The sequence below is a fragment of the Nocardioides panzhihuensis genome (assembly GCF_013408335.1).
Taxonomy (GTDB): domain Bacteria; phylum Actinomycetota; class Actinomycetes; order Propionibacteriales; family Nocardioidaceae; genus Nocardioides; species Nocardioides panzhihuensis.
On the sequence record NZ_JACBZR010000001.1, the window covers coordinates 4,010,218 to 4,030,217 of the forward strand.

Here is a 20,000-nt window from a genome sequence, read left to right on the forward strand (position 1 = left end):
CGCTGCCACGTTTTGCCGAAGCGTCACTCCCGTCGGCCGAAGCGTCACCCGAGTGCCAACTCGGCCGACGTACGTGACGTCTCGGCAGGTTATCCACAGGCTCTGTGGATTGGCGCTGCAAGAATTCTGAGCCGATGTGAGACTCCCGGTATGAGCACGCGCTACCGGATTCGGCCGGGGTATGTGGCCGTACGACGTGATGATTCCCGACTCCAGATCGGCATCGACCCGCCACGGCGGGCGATCGTGCAGGACGGCGTGGAGGTACGCCGCCTGCTGACCGACCTCGCCGCCGGAAGGGCCGTCGAGCCTGACCACCTGCCGGGGCGGCACGCGATGCAGCAGCTCGGAAACGCCGGTCTGCTGGCCGACGCGGACGGCGAGGAGCCGCCGCCACGGGTCGGCTTCGACGGGCCGCCCGCGATGGTCTCGGCGGCTCGGGCACTGCTCGGACCGGCGCCGTCGCCGAGCGACCCGGGCATCGTCGTGCTTCTCTCCGAGGGACCGCTGGATCGCGAGCGCGCCGACGAGATGGTGCGTGGCGGACGGGCACACCTCGTCGTCGAGAGCGGCCCCGACACCTGGTCGGTGGGCCCGCTGGTCGTGCCCGGTGTCACCGCATGCCTGCGGTGCGTCGACGCAGCCCTCGCCGAAGAGGACGACAGGCGTGCAGTGGTCGTGAGCCAGCTCGTCGGCATCGAGGTGCCGAGCGATGCGCTGCTGCGGTCCCTAGCGCTCTCCTGGGCCGTACGCGACGCCCGCACCTACCTCGCCGGACGCACACCGGCCTCGTGGTCGACGTCGGTGGTCCTCACCCGTGACGACGCGCCCACGATCCGACCGTGGCTTCGGCATCCCTACTGCGGCTGCGCCTGGGACCTGATCGCCGCAGCGAGGACGGAGGACGGCGAACCGGCTTGACCGGACGCCGGGCCTCCGGCACCCTTGCGGACATGGTCACGAAGAGCGCGCTGCGACGACGAGGCTCGGGTCTCTGACCCCGCCTTCGCGTCAGCCTGCCCTCTTCACCTCCTAGGACCACTCGTGCACGAGCACACTCTCGCCCTGTCCGCACACCTGCAGGACGCTGTCCTCGCCTGCTTCGGTGACGCCTACGCCGGCATCGACCCCGAGCTGCGGCCGGCCACCCGGCCCGAGTTCGGCCACCTCCAGTCCAACCTCCCGCTGCGACTGGCCGGCCCGCTCGGCCTGCCGCCGCGGGACATCGGCGCCCGCCTCATCGACGCCGTCGACATCTCGACAAGCTCGATACATCGCCTGGGCGGGCTGGCCACCCTCGAGCTGGCCGGCGCCGGATTCATCAACCTCACCTGGTCCCCCGATGTCCTCGGCGCGGTCGTCCGGGACCTGCTCACCGACCCGCATCTGGGCGTATCCGCTCCCGAGAGCCCGAAGCGGGTCGTCGTGGACTACTCCTCCCCCAACGTCGCCAAGCAGATGCACGTCGGTCACCTACGTTCCACGGTCATCGGCGACTCCCTGGCCCGGGTGCTGACCTGTGCCGGCCACGAGGTCATCCGGCAGAACCACCTCGGTGACTGGGGGACGCAGTTCGGCATGCTGGTCGAGGAGCTGCTCGGTGAGGGTCTCCGCGACCCGGAGGCGGTGGCCGGCCTGGACATGGCCGAGCTGCTCGCGCTCTACCAGCGGGCCAAGGCGCGCTTCGACGAGGATCCGGCTTTCGCCGGCTCCGCCAGGCGGCGGGTGGTGGCGCTGCAGTCCGGCCAACCGGCGACGCTCGCGCTGTGGCAGGCGCTGGTCGATGCCTCGATGACGGAGTTCGACGCCGTCTACAGCCGGCTCGGCGTGCTCCTGACCGACGACGACTTCGACGGCGAGAGCCGCTACAACCCCCAGCTCCCCCGCGTCGTCGACGACCTCGACGCGTTGGGACTGTTGACCGAGTCGGCCGGCGCGCAGGTCGTCTACCCCGACGGCTTCACCGGCCGCGACGGCACGCCGCTGCCGCTGATCGTGCGGAAGGCCGACGGCGGGTTCGGCTACGCGGCCACCGACCTCGCCACGATCCGGCACCGCGTCGACGACCTGGCCGTCGACCGGGCCGTCTACGTCGTCGACCACCGGCAGAGCCAGCACTTCGAGATGGTCTTCGCCGTCGCCCGCGCCGCCGGCTGGCTGCCCGACTCGGTAGAGGTCCAGCACATCGGCTTCGGGACCGTGCTGGGCCCCGACGGTCGGCCCTTCAAGACCCGCTCGGGCGAGACGGTGACCCTGACCGCGCTGCTGGACGCCGCCGAGGAGGCCGCCGCGGCCAGCTATGCCGGCCCCGATGTCGTACGCATGGTGGCCAACGCCGCAGTGAAGTACGCCGACCTCTCCAACCATCTCGCCCGCGACTACGTCTTCGACCTCGCCAGGATGTCGGCCACCACCGGTGAGACCGGCCCGTATCTGCAGTACGCCCACGCCCGGGTGTGCAGCATCCTCGGGCAGGCACCGCAGCAGACGTACGCCGCCGGCACCCCGCACCACCCGGCCGAGCAGCGGCTAGCGCTGGAGCTGGGCGGTTTCGCGCCGGTGGTCGCCAAGGTCGCCGACACCTTGGAGCCGCATCACCTGACTGCGTACCTCTATGGCCTGTCGACCGCGTTCACGGCGTTCTACGAGAGCTGCCCGGTGCTGAAGGCGGAGGGCGAGGTCAGGCAGACCCGGCTCGGGTTGTGCGAGGCGACCCGGCAGGTGCTGTCAGAGGGACTCAGGCTCCTCGGGATCGAGGCGCCGAGGCGGATGTGAGCGGCTCCGACCGGTGGGCCTAGGCCCACCAGTCGGAGTCGAGCTTGGCTTCCATGGAGCGCACGTGACGACGCGAGCAGGCCTCGCAGAACGACTTCGCACGCCCACGCTCGACCGCGGTGGTCCATGCCAGGAGGCGGTTGGGGTCGGCCTCGTAGCATCCGCAGAAATCGCAGGTCTTCATGGCTCAACGATAGGTCGAGATCCTGCGGTTCGACGGACACAACACCGAAATTCTGCGTCTCCTGGATGTCAGAGCCGGGTTACCTGTGGGACGGCAGGACGCAAGCGGTGTCGAGGCCCAGGACGTGGTTGAGCCGACCGAACGCCAGCCACGACCCCAGGCACATGCTCAGCTCGACGATCTCGGCGTCGGTGTAGTGGGCCGACATCCGGTCCCAGAAGGCCTGGTCGATGCCGTGGTGATCGTTCGCGTAGCGCTCCGCGAACTCGGCCGCGAGCCGGGTGCGGTCGTCGAAGGCGCCCGTCGTACGCCACTCCTCGACCGCCTCGGCGAACGACTCCTCGACCGTCTCGCCGTCTCGTTCGGTGCGCCAGTCGAGGCAGAAGACACATCCGTTGATCTGCGCGATCCGCAGCCGGGCGGCTTCGAACTCGCGAAGCCCGAGCGTGGTGTGCTCGTAGACCGCGAGCGAGAGGCCGGCGGCGGCCGAGCCGATGCCGGGGACCATCTCGCCCCAGACGTACTCGATCGGGTCCCGTCCGTCGGGGACGTCGATGATCATGCGGTCACACCTTCCTGGGCGGTCTTGGCCGCACCGAGCCTGCCTGCCGCCGGACGCAGCGGCACGTCCAGCGCGTCGTAGAGACCGGGGTCTGCGTCGATGAGCCACTCGATCGCGCCGACGAGCCGGCCGACCGCGGTGGCGTTCCCGCCCGCCGCCCTGTTTCCGGTCTTGTCGGTCGCCTCGACCGTCACCTCGATCCGAGGGTCGCCCTCGATGATCACGCGGTGGGCGCCGTCGCCGTCGGGCGGCGTGGGCCAGTGCGGAGCACAGGAGGGGTGGATGCGGGTGACGTGCTCGACGACGATGAGCGGCTCGCCGTCGATGATGCCCTGGACCTCGAAGCGCACCGCGCCCTGAGTGCCCTTCTCGAAGTCTCCCATCGACGCGGTGGTCACGGTCTCGTCCAGCGGGAGTCGCTCGACGGTCTCTCGGACCTCGTCGAGCTCGACCTCGAGCGCCCTGGCTAGCAGCCGGACCTGGCCGCCCCACACCATGGTCGGCACCGTCGCGGCGAGCATCGGGGCGTCGTAGTCCATCGGCTGGCCCATGCCCACGAGGTAGCGGACCGAGTCGGGCTGGTCGTAGGTGGAGTAGTCGAAGATCTCCTGGCACCGGACGACGTCCACGGTGCTGCCCAGGCCGCTGACGAGCAGCGGCAGCACGTCGTTCGCCCACCCCGGGTCGACGCCCGAGACGAAGAGGGACCCGCCGCCCTCGGCGATCGCGGCCAGCACCGGCTCGCGCATCTCCGGCGGCGCGTTGCGCTGGTCGTAGAGCGCGTAGAGGGCCGGGGTGACGACCACCGCGCCGGTCCCGAGCGCTCGTACGATGTCGGCGAGCGCCTCGTCAGGACGGATGTCGCCGGATGCGGCGTACACCACCGCCTGCGGACGGGACGCGAGCACCGAGTCGATGTCGTCGGTCGCGGCGACACCGAGGTCACGGCCGAGCTCCCCGAGATCACCCGCATCACGGCCGACCTTCCCAGGGTCGTGGACGAGGACGCTCGTCAGCTCGAGACCTGGGTGTGCGTCGATCGCCCGGATGGCGAGTCGACCGATATTTCCTGTGCCCCAAACGCATGCGGTGACCATGCGAGCTCCTTGTCGGTCTGCGTGAATGTTGCGAAACCCCTGACACCCCCACCGGCATACTAGAACATGTTCTAGCAATCAGTGATGGAAAAGGGAGGTCATCATGAGCAACACACCAAGAGAGGACAGGCCGCGAGGTCTGTCACGCCGAGGATTCGTGCTCGGTGCAGGCTCGCTGGCAGGGGCCGGGATGCTGGGAGGAGCATTCGGAACCGGCCCGGCATGGGCAGCCTCGACGTCGTCGATCGGCAACGGCGCACGGGTCCCGGTGCTGGTCATCGGCACCGGGTACGGCGGCTCCGTCGCGGCCCTACGACTGGCCCAGGCGGGCATCGACGTCCACATGGTCGAGATGGGCCAGGACTGGTCCACGGTCCCACCGGGGCCGGACGGCAAGATCCACCCGAAGGTCTCCAGCCCGGACTACCGCTCCTTCTGGATGCGTACCCGAACCAAACAGCCGCTCAGCAACTTCCTGGGGTTCCCCATCGACAAGGCGGTTCCGAAGTACGCCGGCATCCTGGACGCCGAGGACTTCGCCGGGATCTCCGTCTACCAGGGACGCGGCGTCGGCGGCGGCTCGCTCGTCAACGGGGGCATGGCGGTCACACCGAAGCGCCAGAACTTCGCCGACATCCTGCCCTCGGTGAGCGCTGAGGAGATGTACGGCACCTACTACCCTCGCGCCAACTCCGCCCTCGGCGTCAGCACGATCGATCCCGCCTGGTTCGAACGGACGTCGTACTACCAGTACTCACGGGTGGGGCGTAAGCACGCCGAGCGCTCGGGCTTCGACTGGACGTTCGTCCCGGCCGTCTACGACTGGGACTACATGAAGGCCGAGGACAACGGAAGCGTCCCGAAGTCGGCCCTCGGTCAGGAGATCCTCTACGGGAACAACCACGGCAAGAAGACCCTGCCGAAGACCTACCTCGCGCAGGCCACCGCCACCGGGCGGGTCACGATCTCCGCGCTGCACCGGGCCACCTCGGTCAGGCCGACCGCGGCCGGTGGCTACGACGTCGTCCTCGAGCAGATCAACACGGCCGGCGACGTCGTGGCCACGAAGACCGTCAACGCCGGCAAGATCTTCTTCGCGGCCGGCAGCGTCGGCACCAGCAAGCTGCTGGTGAAGATGAAGTCGACCGGCGCGCTGCCCGCGCTGAACGGCGAGGTCGGCCAGGGGTGGGGCGACAACGGCAACATCATGGTCGGACGCGCCAACCACATGTGGGACGCCACCGGCGACGTACAGTCCACGATCCCGTGCTCGGGCATCGACAACTGGGACGCCGGCGGTGCCTTCGCGGAGGTCGCTCCCCTGCCTGCAGGGCTCGAGACGTTCGCGTCCTTCTATCTCGCGATCACCAAGAGCCCGCGCCGGGCGGCGTTCACCTACAACTCGGCCAGCGGCAACGTCGACCTGTCGTGGCAGACGTCCTGGAAGCAGGACTCCATCACGATGGCAAAGACGATCTTCGACAAGATCAACAGAAAGGAAGGGACGATCTACCGCACCGACCTGTTCGGCACCAACAAGATCTGGGGCGACCACCTGACCTATCACCCGCTGGGCGGCGCCATCTTGAACAAGGCGACCGACAACTACGGCCGGCTGCACGGTTACGACGGTCTCTACGTCATCGACGGCGCGCTCATCCCGGGCAACACGAGCGTCAACCCGTTCGTGACGATCACCGCCCTCGCCGAGCGCAACATCGAGAGGATCATCGCCGCCGACCTCTGAGCGAGCCGAGGCAAAATGTCTGGACCGGCCAGTCCGAGGGTTTCTCGGACTGGCCGGTCATCTTCCACACCCGCGATCAGAGGGGTGAGGTCCGGTGTCCCGTCGGGGACTTACAGCGCGCGGGCAAGTGCCAGCTTCGCCTGGACGGCGGCTCGCTCGGCCTTTCGGCCCAGGCGAGCGGCCTTGACGAGGGCATGTCCTCGCCGCAGTTCACGCGCCTCTCCCAGGCGCGCGGACATTTGCGCGCGCGCCAGGTCTTCGTAAAGCAAGTTCATCTGAGTGCTCCGTACTCGGTTGGTGTTCATGTCTGTCGGTCTCCTGGCGGTCAGCGGGCTCCGAGGCCCGTAGTCGGTTCGATCATGTTCATGGTGTTGCCTTTCGTCGTTGAACGGCTTGCGTTGTTCGTCGTCTGCTCAGGCGGCGTCCTTGCGGGGCCGGCCACGGGGCCGCTTGCGGGGGATCACCTTCCCCTGCAGGAGCAGCTGGCCACCCCAGACGCCCCAAGGCTCACGCCGGTCGAGGGCGCTGGCGAGGCAGAGCGGCTGCACGGGGCAGGTCGCGCAGAGTGCCTTGGCGAACTCGACGTCGGCAGGAGACTCGGCGAACCACAGCTCCGGGTTGTTGACCCGGCAGGGCAGCTGGTCCTCGTCGTAGCGGTTGGCGCGGTCGTGGAGAACGCCGAGGGTGACCTCGGGCTCGAGAATGCTGGTCATATGTACACCTCCTTTGTGACTGATCGCGGGTTTTGAGAAACAGAAAGGCCGCGGATCCCGGGTTTCGGGTTCCGCGGCCTGGAGGCTGCTGTGACTACGTCGTTCTACGTAGTCGGACAGCTCCAGGCTCGAATCCCGTGGGACTTGACCTTGATGGCATCCGCCTGCGGGGACACGAGTCCCTCGAAGCGCATGCCGTAGCCAGCGCCCGCAAAGGCACCAGCAGCCGGGGTGGACAGCTCGGGGTGGCCGCACGCGGACATGGCGATGCCATTGATCGGCGTCTGGATCCCAGCCGTGTTGATTGCGATCTTCATTGGGGCCACCTCCTTCGGGGCTGTCGGGCGCGCCTCAACGGCGCGCGGCTTTACTTGATGAAAGAACAGTAACCGGCCGGACAGGTCGGCCGCAAACGATTAAACCGGTTGATTTCGAGCAATTTTCGTGGAGCCTTTTCAGCTGTTCGCGGCGATCACATCAAGAACTTCCGAGCCGTACGTCTCCACCTTGCTGCGGCCGATGCCGGCGATGCGCTGCAGATCCTGGAGCGTGCCCGGCTTCCGCTCGGCGATCTGCTCCAAGGTGGCGTCGGTGAAGATCACGAACGCCGGCTTGCGGGCCGCCTCGGCGGTCTCCTTGCGCCACTGCTTCAGCCGCCCGTAGAGCTCCTCGTCGTAGGGCGCGTCGCAGCCCTCGTGGCGGCCCATCCGCTTCTCGGCCGCTGAGCCGAGCGGTCCGCCGCAGGACTTGCACATCCGCGCCTTGCCGGACCCGGGGCGCCGCGCGGGTGCTGTCGCCCGCGCCGGACGCAGCGGGTCGAGGAACCGCGACGGCCTACGTCGCGCTGCCTGGCCCGGCTGACGGGCCAGCGCCCAGGAGAGGGTCAGGTCGACCCGGGCCCGGGTGAGCCCGACGTAGAGCAGCCGGCGCTCCTCCTCGATCTCGGCCGGGGTCGGCTCCTCGCCGCGGAGGATGAACGGCATCGTGCCGTCCTGGAGACCGACCAGGAACACCGAGTCCCACTCCAGCCCCTTGGCCGCGTGGAAGGTCGCCAGGGTCACTCCCGACGGCACCGGCGCGTGCTGCTCGGCCGCCCTGCGGTCGAGCTCGGCGACGAGACCGGCCATGTCACCGCCGGACGCGGCGAAGGTGCGCGCCTGGTCGATCAGCGCCTGCCAGGACTCCCAGCGGTCGCGGGTCTGTCCGCGGCCCTCGGGCGGCTCAGAGGTCCAGCCCATCCCGGCCAGGATGCCGTGGACCGACTCCAGCAGCTCGTCACCGAAGACGGCTCCCTGGCCGCTCCGCGCCGCACCCCGGATGCGGGTCACCGCCTCGCGGACCTCGGGCCGGTCGAAGAACCTCGCGGCGCCACGAAGGACATAGGGGATCCGGCGCGCGGTGAGAGCGTCCTCGTAGGCCTCCGACTGGGCGTTGATCCGGAACAGGATCGCCATCTCGTGGTAGGGCCTGCCGGCCTGGTGCAGGCGCAGGATCTCGGCGGCGACGCCCTCGGCCTCAGCCACCTCGTCGGGCTGCTCGAGGTGCTCCACGGCAGGCCCAGCGTCGCGCTGGGCCTGCAGCTGGACACCGGCGCTCGGCGTACCCTCCAGGATCTTGTTGGCGGCCTTCACCACCTGCGGGGAGGAGCGGTAGTTGCGGACCAGCTCGACCGACGTGGTGCCGGTGTGCTTCTTCGGGAAGTCACGCAGGTAGGCGGCGTCGGCGCCGGCGAAGGTGTAGATCGTCTGAGCCGGGTCGCCGACGACACAGATCTCGTTGCGCCCACCCAGCCAGAGGTCGAGCAGCGCCGACTGCAGCGGCGAGACGTCCTGGAACTCGTCGACGGTGAACCACTTGTACTGCCGCCTGACCTGCGCGGCGACCCGCTCGTCGTGCTCGAGGAGTCCGGCGGTCAAGAGCAGCACGTCCTCCATGTCCATGCGTGCCTGGGTGCGTTTCACGTCCTCGTACGCCGCGTAGATGTGCCCCACCATCGACGGGGTCAGCCCGCCGACCTCTCGGCCTCTCGTCTCGGCGGACTTCGGGTAGTCGTCGGGGTGGACGTTGGACACCTTCGACCACTCGATCTCCGAGGCCAGGTCACGCGCCTGGGCCTGGTCGACGTTGATCCGCTGGCGCTGGGCGGCGGCTCGGATGAGCGGGATCTTCGACTCGGTCAGGTTGGGCAGCTCGGTGCCGTAGACCTTGGGCCAGAAGAACCGCAGCTGGCGCAGGGCGGCGGAGTGGAAGGTGCGCGCCTGGACCGCACCGGCACCCATCGCGCGCAGTCGCTGCCGCATCTCCCCTGCGGCTCGGGTGGTGAAGGTGACCGCGAGGACCTCCTGGGGCGCGTAGAGCCCGGTCGCGACGCCGTAGGCGATCCGGTGGGTGATCGCCCTGGTCTTTCCGGTCCCCGCACCCGCCAGCACCCGGACCGGACCCCGTAGCGACTCGGCCACCTGGCGTTGCTCGGGGTCGAGCGCGGCGAGGAGGGACTCGGGGGTCGTGGGAGCGACAGGGTTCATGGGAGCGACAGGGTTCAATTGGGAATGGCTCCTGGGCATGGGAACGTTGGGGCTTGTTGCCAACACTATGGGTCGGCACCGACAGACCGATGAGGACCCGTTTGATGAGGAGAGCCATGAGCAGCTTCACGATGTACACCACCCCCTGGTGCGGATACTGCCAGCGGCTCAAGGGGCAGCTCGGCCGCGAGGACATCACCTTCGACGAGGTGGACATCGAGCAGGTCCCCGAGGCCGCCCAGATCGTCGAGAAGGTCAACGGCGGCAACCAGACCGTCCCCACCCTCGTCTACTCCGACGGCACCGCGATGACCAACCCGTCGATCGCTCAGATCAAGGCGAAGCTCGCCGAGCTGGCCTGATCCTTCGGGTCTCGATCACCATGATCCGGGCAGCTCGCCGCCGTACCACGCCTCGACCAGCGACCGGCTGATCGAGATGCCGCTGGGCAGCTTGATCTCGCCGCTCTCGGCGACGGCGGCGAGCTCCGCGCGGGTGAACCAGCGCGCCTCCCGGATCTCATCCTGGTCGACCATGATGTCGGTCGACTCCGCCCGCCCGAAGAAGCCGAGCATCAGGCTGGCCGGCAGCGGCCAGGGCTGGTTGCCGAAGTAGTCGACCTGCCCGACGCGTACGCCGACCTCCTCGGCGACCTCGCGACGGACCGCATCCTCGAGCGACTCCCCCGGCTCCACGAAGCCGGCGAGCGTGGAGAAGTTGGGCGCAGGCCAGCGGGTGTGGTTGCCGAGCAGGCAACGCTCCCCGTCCGACCCGGGCTCGCCGGTCGTCACCAGCATGATCACCGCCGGGTCGGTGCGCGGAAAGATCAGGTGTCCCTCGGCGCAGGCCAGCTCGTGACCGGCCGCGCGCGGCTCAAGGCTCCCACCACAGCGCGCGCAGAACCGGGTCGCCCGGTGCCACTCGGCCAGGCCGATCGCGTGCATCAGGAAGCTCGCCTCGGTCGTGTCGGCGAGCATCGCTGGGAAGAGCCCCCGCAGGTCCCGCCAAGTCTCGCCGGCCTCCTCACGACCGGTGAGCACCGCGAACCGGGCACCTTCGGGGGTGTCGCCGAGGAGCACCCGGATCCCGTCCGGAGAAGTAGCCGGCGTACGCCACCGCACTCGCGCCCCGTCCGCCGGCTCGACCCTGTTGCCGGCGACCACGAGGACTCTCGTGGTCTGCTCGGCCCAGGCCTTCTCGACCCAGCCGTCGTCGGCGCGCAGATGGCCGGAGCGGTCGTGAGGGTCCTGGGTGATTCGCAGATGGATGGGCAGCTTCGGGGAGTCCACCCGACAGAGCCTATGAGGTGGGTATATGTTCCGCGCGTGGATCGGTTCTGGCGCATCGCCGCTGTCGTCTCCGTCGTGGTCGCACTGGCGGTCAATGTCTACGTCGCCTGGGACTCCAGCCTCTCGTTCATGTACGACGAGATCGGCACGGTCATCCATGGACGGACCGTCCTCGGGCTCGACTCACCGCAGCTGAACACCCCCGGCTACTACCCCGGCTGGGGCGTCCTGCTGGCACCGCTGTGGCTGGTCACCTCGAACGTGTTCACGTTCTACAAGATGGCGATCGTCGTCGGCCTGGTGATCAGCATGCTGACCATCTGGCCGCTCGCCCGGGTCGCGGTGCGGCTCAGTGGGGTCACACCGGCGCAGGGCGTGGTCGCCGCCGCCACCGTGATGGCCTTGCCGCCGCGAGCGATCCAGGCCGACTACATCCTCTCCGAGCGGCTGATCACGCTGCTCGTCGTCGTGGCGACCCTGGTCGCGTTCCGGCTCCACGCGAAGCCCACCTACCGCGGCGTACTCCTGCTCAGTCTGCTCGCCGGTCTCTCGCTCTTCTCCCACGCCCGGATGCAGGTCTTCGTCGCCGCGATCGCGCTGTGGTTGATCTGCCTTCTCGTCCACAGCCTCCTGGTGCGCAAGCGACAGGTCGCCCTGATCGCCCTCGTCGGGCTCGTCGCCACGGGCCTGCTCGCCGTGGTCGCCAACAAGGCCGCGCTCTGGTTCCACGCGCAGCTCGTGCCGTGGAAGTTCATCCAGGCACAAGGCTTCGTCGACAAGGTCCTGGAGGCCAGCCCTCGGTTCTGGGTCAACACCTTCGCCGGCGAGGCCTGGACGCAGATGGTCGGCAGCCTCGGCGTCGTGATCATCGGTCTGGTGGTGGTGACCGCGATGTTCTGGAAGGAGCTCCGTTCACGGCAGGTCGGCCCGGCCGGGTTCGTGCTGATCGCAGCTGGGTCGATGTACGTCCTCAGCTGCCTGAACTGGGGCACCGAGTACTCGCTGTTCACCATGGAGTGGCGGCGTTTCGACTACTGGATCTACGGCCGCTACATCGACCCGGTCTTCGCGGTTCTCGTGCTGGCCGGGGTGTGCGCGGCGATCCAGGCCGTCCGCTCCCGGGTGGTGCTCGTCTGGACGTGGGTGATCGCCGCCGGGATCTCGATGGTGACCATCCTCGTCGTCGCCCCCGACGCTCCCACCTGGGCCTACACCACACCGGCCCACATCCCGGGTGCGATCCCGTTCTGGTGGGCGCTTCCGGACGGCCAGTTCCCGCAGCCCGGCCCGATCCCGTCGTTCACCAACGACAACCGCTTCTGGCTGATCGCGACGCTGTGTGCCTTGGTGCCGCTGGCGATCTGGACGCTCCTTGCGGCCCTCTCTCGCCTGAGCCCACGGCTGAGCTCCTGTACGGGCGACCGGGCGCGCTCGGTGGTCGTGACCGCGCTCATCCTGGTGCTCGGCACCACCGCCTCCGCCGTCGCCGATGTGGCCTCCGACGAGTTCCACGACCGCTTCGATCACGCCACCCCGGTCATCGACGACCTCCGCTCGATCCTCGCCGAGCATCCCGACGCGGTCGTCTCCTACGACGACAACTGCCCCCGCAGGCCTCCTTCGATGAACTCCGAGCGCAACTGGCTGATGTGGTGGATGCTTCCCACCGTCGTCGAGAGGGAGTGGGAGTGGGGTGACGACATCGTCTTCTCCTGCCCGTCCGGCGAGCCGGCGTTCGTCACCGGGGCGGTGATGCTGCGTGAGCGTCCCTTCCCGCTGGCCACTGTCTGGATCATGCCGGGGGATCTGCTCGACTCGTTGCGCGTGTCAGGCGAGCTTCCTGCTGTTGCTCGGACGGTTGAGTAGTTCGGCTTCCTGACTCTGTTGCGTGGATCGGCCTGGCATTGGTTGGGGGCTGGTTTTTCGGGGTGATGGGGCCGCGGGAAGATCACCTACGCCAGGTAGCCGTTATGTCGCGACCCCAAAGAACCCGCTGACAGAAGGCGCACTCTTCTGGGCGAACGAATTTTCGTTCGCCCATACGAGCCAAGTCCCAGCCGAGAACGCCCCCAGGCGCCCGAACGAAAATTCGTTCGCCCCCAGGGCATTGGCTCGCGCTGGTGAAAGAAAAGTTTCTTTCACCAGCCGACCAACCCACCAACCAGGAGCGACGGATCCGCCGCTCCCAAGCCCCCGCCCAACCCAAACCCCCGCGCCAAACCCCTGCCGCCGACCCGATAGCCAGCCAAAATTCTCGGCGACGGCCGGTGTCAAGGATCGCCGCAGGCGACCGGCGCCAGCCGGCGGCCGAAGGCCGTCCTTTACTCCGGACGCCGCCGAGAACACCCTCCCCGAAAGGGTCGGCGGCAAACCCCAACCACAAAACACAGCCCCTGACGCGCGCCGAAGAACCGGCGTCAGCCCCCACCCACGATCCTCTCCAACTTCTCCCGCCCAGGAAGACCGGAAGGCTCGACGAGCCGCCCAGAACGCACGTAGTAGAAAGCCGCCCGAACCCGCGACAACGGCACCCCCATGAGCTCGGCCCACCCGAGCCGGTAGAGAGCCAGCTGAAGAGGGTCGGCGTTCTGGGTCTGGTTGGTCTTCCAGTCGATGATCAGGTACGTCCCATCGGGCTCCTGATAGACCGCGTCGATCCGGCCACGCACGACCTGACCTGCCAGGACGATCGCGAAGGCCGCCTCGACCCGGAACGGTGGCCGGTCGGCGAACGGACCCTTTTCGAAGGCGGCGATCACCTCCTCGAGACCGGACTCGTCCTCGATGCCGTGGTCGGCGCGACCAGGCAGGTCGTCGGGGTCGAAGAGGTCCTGCTGGCCGAAGCGGGCCTCGACCCAGGCGTGGAACCGGGTGCCGAAGCGGGCCTGGGAGGACGGCTTGCGGGGCATCGGACGGACCAGGTCGGCGGCGAAGCCGAGGGGATCGTCGCGCAGCTTGGACATGGCGGTGGCCGACAACGACGACGGCAGCGGAACGATCACCTCGGGGGCCCGCTCACGGGCCGCCTCGGCGAGCAGCCGCTCGATCTCCTCGTCCCACTGGTTCACGGTCTCGAGCAGGGTGAGATCGTCGAGCTCGTCCGGCCCGGGGCTGACCTCGCGGACCAACCTGGCCGCTTCCAGCCGGCGCTCCACCTCGGCCGTGTGGTGATTGATCGGCCAGGGCAGGTCGGGCTCCTGCGCGGCGTAGGGGCTCTCCTCCTCGCCTTTCACTACAACGTCCGCCCAGCGGTCGGGCTTGGCCCCCCACTGCAGCAGCGCCTCCCTGGTCTTCTCCACGTAGAGCGACGGGCCGCGGCCCTCCTTCAGGGAGGGCGACCAGCGCCAGCACGAGACGAACTGGACGTGGCGGGCTCGGGTCCAGGCGACGTACGCCAGTCGGAGCTCCTCGACGCGCTCGTGCTCCTTGCGCTCGGCGAGAAGCTCGTCGATCGAGTCGGCGTCGTGGCCGTGGAGCTGCGGCAGATCGTCGCGGTCTCCGCGGAGCGCGGCGGGCATGACCGAGGGGACGGTCAGCCACGACGATCGCGTCTGGCCGGTGGGGAACTTCTTGTGGGTCACCCCGACCAGGAAGACGACGTCCCACTCCAAGCCCTTGGCGCGGTGGACGGTGAGCAGCTTGACCGAGTCGGCCTCCGACGGGGTGGCGACGTCGAGTCCCTGGCCGTATTCGTCCTCCGCCTCCAGGTAGGCCAGCAGCGCGGCCAGGGTGACCTGGCCGTCGAGACCTTCGAACTCGGCGACCGCCTGGACGAAGAGGTCGAGGTTGTCGCGCCGGGCAGAGGCCGCCGGGGAGACCGAGGCGGCCAGCTCGACGTCGATGCCGGTGACGTCGATGATCCGGCGGACCAGGTCGAGGAGCGGCTCGTTGACCGCTCGGCGCAGCCCGCGGAGCTCATCGGCGAGCAGCTTGAAGCGCTCCCTGGCCTGCGGTGAGTAGTCGTAGTCGGAGGGGCCGCCGGGATCCTCCAGTGCATCGTTGAGCGAGGGGATCTCGGTGGGGTCGGTGCCTTGGACGGCCGCCTCCAGCTGCCGCTCGACATCGGCGAACTCCTCCGCGCCGCCGACGACCCCGGCCAGGTCACGCGATCTGCGGCCGAGGATGGCGAGGTCACGGGGCCCGATCGCCCAGCGCGGGCCGGCGAGGAGGGTGAGCAGCGCGGAGTTGGCGGTGACGTCGTGGAGCAGCTCCATGGTGGCGACGACCTCGGCCACCTCGGGCAGTCGGAGCAGCCCCTTCAGACCGACGATCTCGACCGGGATCTCGCGAGCGGTGAGCGCGTCAAAGACCGCTGCCGCCTGCGAGTTGTCCCTGGTCAGCACGCCGATCTCCTTCCACTCCCCGACCGCCTCATGGGCCTCGATCACCTTGTCGGCGAGCCAGAGCAGCTCTTCGTCGTACGTCTCGTGGACATGCACCCGCACCTCACCGTCGCGCGCGCCCTCCGCAGCGACCAGCCGCTCCTTCTCGCGTCCCTCGTAGAGCTGGGCGGCCAGATGGTTGGCGGTGTCGAGGATGCGGGCGTCCGAGCGGCGGTTGACGGTCAGGGAGTACCCGGTGGTCGAGCTTGTCGAGACCCCCTTGGGAGGGAAGTCCCTGCCGAACTCGAGAATGTTGCTCACCGACGCACCCCGCCAGCCGTAGATCGCCTGGTTGGGGTCACCGACGGCGGTCACCGGATGCCCGTCGCCGAAGAGACGAGCGAGCATCTTGGCCTGGGCCACCGAGGTGTCCTGGTATTCGTCGAGCAGCACCACCTTGAACTTCCCACGCTCGATCTCCGCGACCTCGGGGGTCTCCTCGGCCAGCCGGGCCGCGAGAGCGATCTGGTCGGAGAAGTCCATCAGCCCGAGCCGGTCCTTGAGGCGGCGGTAGCCGTCGACCAGATCGAGCAGCTCGTAGCGCTTGTCGATCGCGTCGATCGCCTTCTCGACCTTGTTCAGCTTCGTCTTGACCCGCTTCCCGTCGGCGAGCTGTGCCCTGAGATCAGCGACCTCGAGGGCGAACAACGCTCGCTCTTTGCGGTCGTAGGCACGCAGTGTGGCGGGTTCGACGAGGTGCTCGGACAGCTCGGAGTCGAGCGCGAGCAGCTGCTGGACGGCCAGCTTCGGGTAGTCGGTCAGCTTCTCCACCGGGTTGGTGTGCCGGGCCACGGCCCGAGCCGCGAGCTGGTAGCGGGTCGCATCGGCGATCAGCCGAGTGTCCGGCTCGTGCCCGATCCGCAGGCCGTGCTCGGAGAGCAGCCCGGAGGCGTAGGAGTGGTAGGTCGCCACCGTCGGCTCCGCGGGCTCCTCGCCCTCTTCCGACAGAGCCTCCCCGGGCCGCGGTGGACCTTCGCGTCGCTCGGGCCACAGTCCTGCCTTCTGCAGCGACTCCCGGATCCGGGTGGCCAGCTCGGCGGTCGCCTTCGTGGTGAAGGTCAGACCGAGCACCTCCCCGGGGAGCACGCGACCGGTGGCGACCAGCCAGACGACTCGGGCGGCCATCACCGCGGTCTTGCCGGACCCGGCGCCGGCAATTACCACGGCGGGCTCCAGCGGAGCCGTGATCGCGCGGAACTGCTCCTCGCTGTAGAGCCAGTCGTGACCCATCAGCTTGGCGAGCTCTTCGGGGGTCTCGACCGTCATCACCGGGTTCATCTCGGGGTTCATCGCAGCGTTCATCTCTGGGTTCACGACAGCACCGACCCCGAGGTCTGCGCCGGGCAGAGCGCGACGAACTGACACCGGTCGCACTGCTTGCCCGGCCGTGCCACGAACTCCTCGGCCCGGACCGTCGCCACCGCCTTCTCCAGCTGGGTGATGATCTCGGGCGGCTCGGGTGCCTGCACCTGCACCTTCGGCAGCTCGCTCCCCGAACCCGCGGGATGGCGCAGCTGGATCAGCTCCGCTCCCCCGGAGGTCGCGTCCGGTGCCAGCGACGAGGCCGCGCCGTGCTCGACCGCCAGCTGGTAGAGGCCGAGCTGGCCGTGCTCCTTGACCTCCTGCGCGGTGGGCGGGTATTTCCCGGTCTTCAGGTCGACCACCACGATCCTTCCGCTCTCGTCGAGCTCCAACCGGTCCGCGTAGCCGTTGAGTCGCACCGTCTCCCCACTGGGAAGGGAGACCTTCGCGGTCAGCTGCTCCTCGAACCCGATCACGGTCCGCGCACCGGGGCGCCGGTGCCAGGTCAGGAATCGGGCCAGCACCTCGCGGACCGCCTCGCGCTCGCGGGCAGCCGACCAGGGCGTACGGAACTCGAGGCGGCCCCACACCTCGTCCACGAACGGCATCAGGTCATCGACCGTGGCAGCGTCGAGGACGCCGCGGGCTAGCTGCTCGGCGATCGCGTGCACCACCTTGCCGAACCCCTGCGAGGAGGAGTCGGTGACCGCACCGCCCGCCTCACGGGCCAGGAACCACTGCGCCGGGCAGGTCAGGATCGCCTCCAGCGCCGACGCGCTCAGCGTGATCGGACGGTCCTCGGGCCGGACCGGAGCAGAGGCGTACGTCGGGGCCCGCAGCCCCCACCAGGTCGACGGGTCGGCGGCGAGCGCGATCCGCTTGCCGCGCACCTCGGTGGCGGCCAGCTTCTGCAGCCTTCTCGCGGCCGCCTCCCGCAGCGCGACCGGCTGAGCCGGATCTGCCGCGGTGCGGCGCAGCTCGGCGACCAGACCGGCCAGCGACAGCGGTCTCGTCGGCCGGCCGATCCGATGACGGATCTGGTCCTCGCGCAGGCCGAGCTCGTTGATGAACCGCGACGGCTGGTCACCGTCGTCGTCGGGCGACTTCACCGCGGTCACTACCAGCCGGGACCGGGCTCGGGTGGCGGCGACGTAGAAGAGCCGGCGCTCCTCGGCGAGCATCGCCGAGCGGGTCAGTGGCGGCAGGCGCCCGCCGTGGCGACCGTCCGGCAGCGCCGGGGCGATCCGGTCGGGCCCGAGGAGCGAGTCGCGCCGGCGCAGGTCGGGCCAGGCGCCCTCCTGGACGTGAGCGACCACCACGAGACCCCACTCCAGCCCCTTGGAGCGATGGGCGGTGAGCAGCCGCACCGCCGAGCCCCGCACGCCCTTGTCGGCCAGGGTGTCGGCCGGGATCTCCTGGGCACGGAGCGTGGCCAGGAAGGTCTCCACCGAGGTGAACTCCTGCCGGCCCTCGATCTTGGCGGCGGTGTCGAACAGCGCCACGACCGCATCCAGGTCTCGATGGGCCAGCCGCGCCGCCGAGCCACCCGACTCGACCTGCGCCCGCAGCCGCTGCCCCCAATCGGCGCCCTCCCACAGGGTCCAGAGCACCTGCTCGGCGCCGGCACCGCCCGCCAGCACGCGGCGCGCCTCGGCGAGAAGGTCCGCAAGCCGGCGTACGCGCCCCAGCACCCGTTCCTCGCCCCCGCTGGTCGAGCCGCCCCCGCTGCTCGAGCCGCCCCCGCTGGTCGAGCCGGATTCGTGAGGTACGAACGAATCCGTGTCGAGACCAACACGGTCATCTGTCGCGCTCGATGGGATTGTGTTGGTCTCGACACCGGCTCGCTGGCGCTCGCCGGGCTCGACCAGCGGGAAGGCCTCGGGCTCGACCAGCGGCGAGGCAGCGGCCTCGACCAACGAGCCAGGATCGAGCACGGCGCGGCGTACGAGCTCGCTGGCAGACACGTCGAAAAACCTCGCCCTGAGCGTGCGAGTCAGCGCGCGGACGTCGGTCGCGTCGAGCCCGCCGAGCGGACCGGTGAGCAGCTCCTCGCAGCGCTCGGCGCGTACGTAGCGTTCATCGAGCTCCGACTCGACGGCGGCGTCGACGACGATCCCGAGCGCGTCGAGGAGGACCGCGGCAGCCGGCTCGCGGACCAACGGGGTCTCGTCGGAGGCGACCTCGACCGGGACACCGGCTGCGGTCAGCGAACGGCGCAGCTGCGGGATCGAGGTGCGGCCCGAGCGCACCAGGACGGCCATGTCGGACCAGTCGATGCCGTCCTCGAGGTGAGCCCGGCGGAGCAGGTCGGCGATGTGCTCGGTCTCGGCCCGGTCGGTGTCGAAGGTGAGCACCTCGGCCCGTCCCGGGTCCTGGGCCAACGGGTGCGGGTTGCGGAAGGTGTCGTAGGCAGCGACCGGGATCGAGCCCCGCACCGAGATCCCTGCGGCGATCGACCGCGAGGTCCGCAGCAGCCGCGACCCGAACCGACGGGTCGTCCCCAGAGCCACCACCGGCGCATGCCGCCGTTCCCGGGTCGGGAACTGAGCCGGGAAGTCGAGGATCCCGTTGACGTCCGCGCCTCGGAAACCGTAGATGGACTGGTCCGGGTCGCCGACGACGATCAGGTCGCGGCCGTCGCCGGCCAGCGCCTGCAGCAGTGCGACCTGGCTCGGGTCGGTGTCTTGGTATTCGTCCACGAACACGCACGTGAACTCGGCCCGGAGCTCGGCCGCATGCCGTTCGGCCTCGATCACCCCGCGCATGATCAGGTCGGGGTAGTCGATGGCCGACTGGGCGCCGAGCACGTCGAGATACTGCTCCAGGAACCATCCGGCGGCGACGAACTCCTCGATCCCCTCGTCACGGCCGAGCGCCACCAGCTGGTCGGGATCGAGCCCGCGCTCGCGTGCCCGCGCGATCACGGTCTGCACCTCGCGCGCGAACCCGCGGGTGCCGACCGCCATCCGGAACCTCTCCGGCCATCGCACCGACTCCGGGTGCTCGGACAGCAGCTCCTGCAGGACCACGTCGGCCTCGGGCGCGGAGAGCAGCGTCAGCGGCGCCGTGTAGAGCTCGGCCGGCGCATAGCGCCGCACCAGCCCGTAGGCGAAGGAGTGGAACGTCGAGGAGACCGCCCCCGAGAGGGTGCGCCCCAGCCGCGCCGTGACCCGGTCACGCAGCTGCTCGGCGGCCTTGCGGGAGAAGGTCAGCGCCAGCAGCTGGTCGGGCCGTACGCCGCGGTTCTCGATCCGGTCGACGACCGCCTCCACCAGCGTGGTCGTCTTGCCCGTCCCGGGCCCGGCCAGCACCAGGAGCGGCCCGCCGGGATGCTCCACCACCGAGCGCTGGTGCTCGTCGAGCACCGGCACGGCGGCTGCGCTCGGCGGCGGGGCTAGGCGGTAGGCGACACTCACGGGCCCTA

15 protein-coding genes are annotated in these 20,000 nt (G+C 69.4%); 5 read left to right on the top strand and 10 right to left on the bottom strand.

The genetic code is table 11. The annotated features are described in order from the left end of the window. Positions 1–150: 150 nt before the first annotated feature. On the top strand, positions 151–921 hold the full coding sequence (locus BJ988_RS18995) for a hypothetical protein (RefSeq protein WP_179659501.1): 771 nt from the start codon (positions 151–153) through the stop codon (positions 919–921). A 123-nt stretch (positions 922–1,044) separates the two neighbouring features. Then, positions 1,045–2,775, top strand: coding sequence for an arginine--tRNA ligase (gene argS / locus BJ988_RS19000; protein WP_179659502.1), 1,731 nt, complete (start codon positions 1,045–1,047; stop codon positions 2,773–2,775). Between the two features lie 19 nt (positions 2,776–2,794). Here argS and BJ988_RS19005 read toward each other — a convergent pair whose 3' ends face one another. From BJ988_RS19005 to BJ988_RS19015, 3 genes are all read right to left on the bottom strand, one after another. Next, on the bottom strand, positions 2,795–2,959 hold the full coding sequence (locus tag BJ988_RS19005; protein ID WP_179659503.1) for a hypothetical protein: 165 nt from the start codon (positions 2,957–2,959) through the stop codon (positions 2,795–2,797). 79 nt (positions 2,960–3,038) lie between these two features. After that, the gene (locus tag BJ988_RS19010) at positions 3,039–3,521 is read right to left on the bottom strand and encodes a carboxymuconolactone decarboxylase family protein (RefSeq protein ID WP_179659504.1); all 483 of its coding nucleotides are present in this window, start codon (positions 3,519–3,521) and stop codon (positions 3,039–3,041) included. After that, entirely contained in the window at positions 3,518–4,618 is a 1,101-nt protein-coding gene (locus BJ988_RS19015) for an NAD(P)H-dependent amine dehydrogenase family protein (protein WP_179659505.1), read from the bottom strand. Before BJ988_RS19015 ends, BJ988_RS19010 begins: the two co-directional genes overlap by 4 nt. Positions 4,619–4,721: 103 nt before the next feature. Here BJ988_RS19015 and BJ988_RS19020 point away from each other — a divergent pair, with 103 nt between their 5' ends. Continuing rightward, positions 4,722–6,365: a GMC oxidoreductase gene (locus BJ988_RS19020; RefSeq protein ID WP_179659506.1), complete on the top strand. Its 1,644-nt coding sequence runs from the start codon at positions 4,722–4,724 to the stop codon at positions 6,363–6,365. A 110-nt stretch (positions 6,366–6,475) separates the two neighbouring features. Here BJ988_RS19020 and BJ988_RS19025 read toward each other — a convergent pair whose 3' ends face one another. The 4 genes from BJ988_RS19025 to BJ988_RS19040 form a co-directional block, all read right to left on the bottom strand. Beyond that, entirely contained in the window at positions 6,476–6,640 is a 165-nt protein-coding gene (locus tag BJ988_RS19025) for a hypothetical protein (RefSeq protein WP_229788002.1), read from the bottom strand. A gap of 138 nt (positions 6,641–6,778) precedes the next feature. Continuing rightward, a complete protein-coding gene (locus BJ988_RS19030; protein WP_141802912.1) occupies positions 6,779–7,078 on the bottom strand; it encodes a WhiB family transcriptional regulator in 300 nt (99 codons plus the stop codon). A gap of 104 nt (positions 7,079–7,182) precedes the next feature. Further along, complete coding sequence (locus BJ988_RS19035; protein ID WP_179659507.1) at positions 7,183–7,395, bottom strand: hypothetical protein; 213 nt, start codon at positions 7,393–7,395, stop codon at positions 7,183–7,185. A gap of 138 nt (positions 7,396–7,533) precedes the next feature. Next, positions 7,534–9,603, bottom strand: coding sequence for an ATP-dependent DNA helicase UvrD2 (locus BJ988_RS19040; RefSeq protein WP_179659508.1), 2,070 nt, complete (start codon positions 9,601–9,603; stop codon positions 7,534–7,536). Between the two features lie 116 nt (positions 9,604–9,719). On the opposite strand from BJ988_RS19040, the gene BJ988_RS19045 reads away from it, so the two are divergent. Next, positions 9,720–9,965, top strand: a complete 246-nt coding sequence (locus BJ988_RS19045; RefSeq protein WP_179659509.1) for a mycoredoxin — start codon at positions 9,720–9,722, stop codon at positions 9,963–9,965. Between the two features lie 15 nt (positions 9,966–9,980). Here the strand turns inward: BJ988_RS19045 and nudC are convergent, their stop codons facing one another. Further along, positions 9,981–10,892, bottom strand: a complete 912-nt coding sequence (gene nudC, locus BJ988_RS19050; RefSeq protein WP_179659510.1) for an NAD(+) diphosphatase — start codon at positions 10,890–10,892, stop codon at positions 9,981–9,983. Positions 10,893–10,928: 36 nt separating this feature from the next. Here nudC and BJ988_RS19055 point away from each other — a divergent pair, with 36 nt between their 5' ends. Then, entirely contained in the window at positions 10,929–12,758 is a 1,830-nt protein-coding gene (locus BJ988_RS19055) for a hypothetical protein (RefSeq protein ID WP_179659511.1), read from the top strand. A 551-nt stretch (positions 12,759–13,309) separates the two neighbouring features. On the opposite strand, the gene BJ988_RS19060 is transcribed toward BJ988_RS19055, so the two are convergent. Then, complete coding sequence (locus tag BJ988_RS19060) at positions 13,310–16,588, bottom strand: ATP-dependent helicase (protein WP_343051686.1); 3,279 nt, start codon at positions 16,586–16,588, stop codon at positions 13,310–13,312. After that, positions 16,585–19,992, bottom strand: a complete 3,408-nt coding sequence (locus BJ988_RS19065; protein ID WP_343051687.1) for an ATP-dependent helicase — start codon at positions 19,990–19,992, stop codon at positions 16,585–16,587. The genes BJ988_RS19060 and BJ988_RS19065 overlap by 4 nt, the downstream gene beginning before the upstream one ends. Positions 19,993–20,000 lie beyond the last annotated feature (8 nt).

Excerpts from the sequence above, each read along its gene's own strand:
- BJ988_RS18995 (WP_179659501.1), top strand. The coding sequence starts at position 151 with ATGAGCACGCGCTACCGGATTCGGCCGGGGTATGTGGCCGTACGACGT.
- BJ988_RS19005 (WP_179659503.1), bottom strand. The coding sequence starts at position 2,959 with ATGAAGACCTGCGATTTCTGCGGATGCTACGAGGCCGACCCCAACCGC.
- BJ988_RS19010 (WP_179659504.1), bottom strand. The coding sequence starts at position 3,521 with ATGATCATCGACGTCCCCGACGGACGGGACCCGATCGAGTACGTCTGG.
- BJ988_RS19015 (WP_179659505.1), bottom strand. The coding sequence starts at position 4,618 with ATGGTCACCGCATGCGTTTGGGGCACAGGAAATATCGGTCGACTCGCC.
- BJ988_RS19020 (WP_179659506.1), top strand. The coding sequence starts at position 4,722 with ATGAGCAACACACCAAGAGAGGACAGGCCGCGAGGTCTGTCACGCCGA.
- BJ988_RS19025 (WP_229788002.1), bottom strand. The coding sequence starts at position 6,640 with ATGAACTTGCTTTACGAAGACCTGGCGCGCGCGCAAATGTCCGCGCGC.
- BJ988_RS19030 (WP_141802912.1), bottom strand. The coding sequence starts at position 7,078 with ATGACCAGCATTCTCGAGCCCGAGGTCACCCTCGGCGTTCTCCACGAC.
- BJ988_RS19035 (WP_179659507.1), bottom strand. The coding sequence starts at position 7,395 with ATGAAGATCGCAATCAACACGGCTGGGATCCAGACGCCGATCAATGGC.
- BJ988_RS19040 (WP_179659508.1), bottom strand. The coding sequence starts at position 9,603 with ATGAACCCTGTCGCTCCCACGACCCCCGAGTCCCTCCTCGCCGCGCTC.
- BJ988_RS19045 (WP_179659509.1), top strand. The coding sequence starts at position 9,720 with ATGAGCAGCTTCACGATGTACACCACCCCCTGGTGCGGATACTGCCAG.